General features: G+C 60.4%; 3 protein-coding genes. 2 read left to right on the forward strand and 1 reads right to left on the reverse strand.

Annotated elements, in window-relative coordinates; genetic code table 11:
- Positions 1-313: 313 nt before the first annotated feature.
- Complete coding sequence (locus NML54_RS08470) at positions 314-1,954, reverse strand: Na+/H+ antiporter (protein WP_254757468.1); 1,641 nt, start codon at positions 1,952-1,954, stop codon at positions 314-316.
- Positions 1,955-2,331: 377 nt separating this feature from the next.
- Between NML54_RS08470 and pdxS the strand changes: the two genes are divergently transcribed.
- Together pdxS and pdxT are read left to right on the forward strand one after the other, a co-directional pair.
- Positions 2,332-3,237 carry a pyridoxal 5'-phosphate synthase lyase subunit PdxS gene (gene pdxS, locus NML54_RS08475; protein WP_254757469.1) on the forward strand — a complete coding sequence of 302 codons (906 nt, stop codon included), beginning with the start codon at positions 2,332-2,334 and terminating at the stop codon, positions 3,235-3,237.
- A gap of 106 nt (positions 3,238-3,343) precedes the next feature.
- Positions 3,344-3,976, forward strand: coding sequence for a pyridoxal 5'-phosphate synthase glutaminase subunit PdxT (gene pdxT / locus NML54_RS08480; protein ID WP_254757470.1), 633 nt, complete (start codon positions 3,344-3,346; stop codon positions 3,974-3,976).
- Positions 3,977-4,117: the final 141 nt, after the last annotated feature.

Consider the following 4,117-nt stretch of genomic DNA (forward strand, 5'->3'; position numbering starts at 1 on the left):
TTATCCCTCCTCCCGGCCGCGCGCGCGGGCGGGCGCGGCGCGGGGCCCCCCCCGCCCCTCCCGCCGCCCCCGTGCGGCGGGGGGCGGCGCGGGGGGGGGCGGGCGGGGCGTGCGGGCGTAACTTTCATATTTTACCGATGTTCAGTGCGGGTGGGTAGATACTCACCCTGAGCAAAACCTGCCTTATGGCCGCTTGGGGTGCGCAGATACGGGAGGGCGCACAGAGGCAGCGGCAACATAAAGTAACGAGACGCCCCTCCCCGTTTAGGGGTGGGGCGCCTCACCTCATACGTATCGCATGTAGGAGCGTGAGCTATTCGAGCTCAAGCGGGCCGAGCACACGCGACACCTCAATGTCCAGGCGTTGCTGGATTTGGAGCAGTACGTTCGTGTCGATTCTGCCTTCGTCGCGCAGACGCTTGAGAATGTCGCGTTGAACTTCGAGCACGCCCAGGCGCAGTTCCTTTTCCTTTTCGTTCGCTTCGAGCACCTTCAACACATTCTCGGGGGTGTCCTCGCCGTGCATGTGCAGGGTGTGCAGGTTGCGGTACATACTCATGTTGAACATGTGTTCTTCAGCGATGCGGTCGATGACTTCCTGCGGGGCGTTGATGCGTCCACCGATTTCCTCGATGGAGTCGAAGGACTCAGCAATCAGGGTGCGGATTGCTTCGTTCATCTCTTCTTCTTCGCTGTTGTCGACCGGCAGGTTCGCCCAGCGGATTACGGCGGGCAGCAGCATGCCCTGGACGACCATGGAGCACAGCACCACACCGGACACCACGAAGATTACGAAGTCGCGGTATTCAACACTCGCCGGGATGGACAGCGCCACCGCCAGGGACACGCCGCCGCGCAGACCAGCCATGGTGGATACGACACGGCCGCGGTGGGTGGTGCGCAGGGTGCGCTGTTTTTCGCTACGGTCAAGCAGTCGAATCATGAAAACGGAGGCGTTCAGGAATACGTAACGAATGGCAATGCAGGCAATCCAGGCGACCAGCACAACGAGCAGGCCGTAGCTCCAGGTGGTGCCGTAGAGGTTAATGGTGACGCCCATACGTTCCACGGCGGTGGGCAGCTGCACACCGACCATGACGAACAGCACAGCGTTCATAACGAAGGTGACGAACGCCCAGGTGGGCGTACCATAGGTGCGGTTCTGCGGCTTGATGGTATCCGGGCTGTAGTAGGTGAGGAAGAACGCCGCGATTACGACAGCAACCACGCCTGAGCCCTTCATATCGGGGAAAGGCTCGATCTTCTCCGCGAGCAGGAACGCAATGAAGGGCACGCTCAACATGAAGCATGTGAACCACATCGGGTTGTCGATGTGGGCACGAATCTTGTTGGCTGCCCAGCCGACCGCCAGACCGACCAGAATACCGATGAGGAAGGAGAAGAAGAACATGCCGCTGGAGTGGCCGAGGGAGAGTCCTTGGCCGGCGGCTACCTGCATCGCGAGGGTTAACAACACGAGGGTCGTGCCGTCGTTAATGAGTGCCTCCGCCTTAAGCGTGGTGATGGAGGACTTGGGCAGTTTGCCGTTGAGGGTTGCGACGGCGACTGCGTCGGTGGGTGCGAGCGCCACACCGATGAGCAGGGCCGCACCCCAGATGCTCACGCCAACGAGCTCGTGCAGAATCCCGGCGACACCGAAGGCGGTCACGATGACCAGCAGGGTTCCGGTGAGGATAATGCCGCGAATGCGGGTGCGCGCTTCACGCCAAGAGGTGTTGCGGGCTTCCCAGAAGAGCATGATGGGCAGGAAGATTTCGAGGATGACGTGCGGCGGCAGGCCAATACTCTGAACTTCGTGCAGTTCGTGGGCGGGCATAATACCGATAGCCAGGCCAATGAAAATCAGCACAATGGCGGGGGTGATCCGCGTTTTGTGCGCGATTGCGCTGCCTACGAGGACAGCGAGGGATAGTGCGATAACGACTTCGAGCATGCTGTTCCTTTTCTTGGGCACAGGGGTACTGGACGCTCGGGTGCTGATATGGGTGTGCCCGGGCGCAGTTCCTGGTGCGCTACATGGTCTGTGAAATGTGTTGATGGTTGCCCTGCGGGCTTTTGTTCTAGGTGGCGTTTACGATGTGGTGAGCGCCTACCCGCGGTGCCCGTGTGCAGGGTTCTACTGGGTTAAAGAGTATACCGGCGGTTTTATTTCCTACGCTCGCTGGCGGGGCTGTCTACTTCATGGGTGCGGGCACCTTTCATGACATTTTGTGTCATTCTGACGTAAACTTCGGGTCGTACCGTGTCAGAGAACAGAAAATCCACCTCCGTGAGTGCGCGCGAGCACTCAGAACGTGAGAAGATAAGGTCATGACTGATAACAACACCGTAACCGGCAGCCCGCTTGTTAAGCGCGGCCTGGCCGACATGCTCAAGGGCGGCGTCATCATGGACGTCGTCACCCCCGAACAGGCTAAGATCGCTGAAGATGCTGGCGCTGTTGCCGTCATGGCTCTCGAGCGCGTTCCCGCGGATATTCGTGCGCAGGGCGGCGTGGCTCGTATGTCTGACCCGGACATGATTGAGGGCATCATTGATGCTGTTTCGATCCCGGTCATGGCGAAGGCACGCATCGGCCACTTCGTTGAGGCTCAGATTCTGGAGACCCTGAAGGTCGACTACATTGACGAGTCTGAGGTTCTTTCCCCCGCTGACTACGTGAACCACATTGATAAGCACCAGTTCAAGGTTCCTTTCGTGTGCGGTGCTACCAACCTGGGTGAGGCTCTGCGCCGTATCACCGAGGGCGCCGCTATGATCCGCTCGAAGGGCGAGGCTGGCACCGGTGACGTCTCTGAGGCCACCAAGCACATCCGCACCATTAAGCGTCAGATTGCTGAGCTTCAGGGCCTGTACAACACCATGCCCGATGAGCTGTACGTGAAGGCTAAGGAACTGGCTGCACCGTACGAGCTGGTTCGTGAGGTTGCTCAGACCGGCAAGCTGCCCGTGGTCATGTTCACCGCTGGTGGTGTGGCTACCCCCGCTGACGCTGCAATGATGATGCAGCTCGGTGCTGACGGCGTGTTCGTTGGTTCCGGTATTTTCAAGTCGGGCGACCCGGTTGCTCGTGCGAAGGCTATTGTGAAGGCTACCGCTTTCTACAATGACCCGAAGAAGGTTGCTGAGGCTTCTCGCGGCCTGGGTGAGGCTATGGTCGGCATTAACGTTGCTGACATTCCGGCACCGCACCGCCTGGCGGAGCGCGGCTGGTAATTCGCGCGCGCACCCCGTTTGTGGGGTGAATGTTTGATGAGGGGGTGGGGTTCGCTGAGGCGGGTCCCACCCTCCTTGTGTTTGTTGATTTGTGAAGGGAGCGGTGATGAAGGTTCAGCCTACCGGTGTTTTGCCGGGTGAGGGTTTGACGGTTGGTGTTTTGGCGTTGCAGGGCGGCGTGAGCGAGCATGCGGAGATGCTGGAATCTTTGGGTGCGCAGGTACGTTGGGTGCGTACCGGTGAGCAGCTTGAGGGTCTGGATGCGCTGGTTCTGCCCGGTGGTGAGTCGTCGACGATTGACCGTTTGACCCGTATTTTTGGTGTGCGTGAGCCGCTGATTGAGGCGATTTCTTCGGGTCTGCCGACCCTGGGTACGTGCGCTGGCCTGATTATGTTGTCGAAGCATATTAATGATCCGGCGCCGGGTCAGCAGTCGCTGGGTATTTTGGCTGTTTCGGTGGGCCGTAACGCTTTTGGTTCGCAGGTTGATTCTGCAGAGGTGCGCCTGCCGTGGTTGACCCCTGCCGGTGATGAGGTGGTTATTGATACGGCGTTTATTCGTGCGCCGATTGTGACTGGCACTGGTGAGGGTGTGCAGGTGACGGCTCGTCATGAGGGGAAGATTGTGGGTGTGCGTTCGGGCAACCTGATTGGTATTTCTTTCCACCCGGAGGTTACGGGCGATACGACGGTGCATGAGGAGCTGCTGGCTCTGGCACGCGAGGTGAAGGGCAAGTAACCCCTCCCCCAAAGAATAAGCCCGGTATTGAGCATATAAGGAGTTGTGGGGGGGGGGGGGGGGGGGGGGGGGGGGGGGGGCGGGGTGGGGGGGGGGGGGGGGGGGGGGGGGGGGGGGGGGGGGTGGGGGGGGGGGGGGGGG

The organism is Rothia gullae (genome assembly GCF_024294905.1).
Lineage (GTDB): Bacteria > Actinomycetota > Actinomycetes > Actinomycetales > Micrococcaceae > Rothia.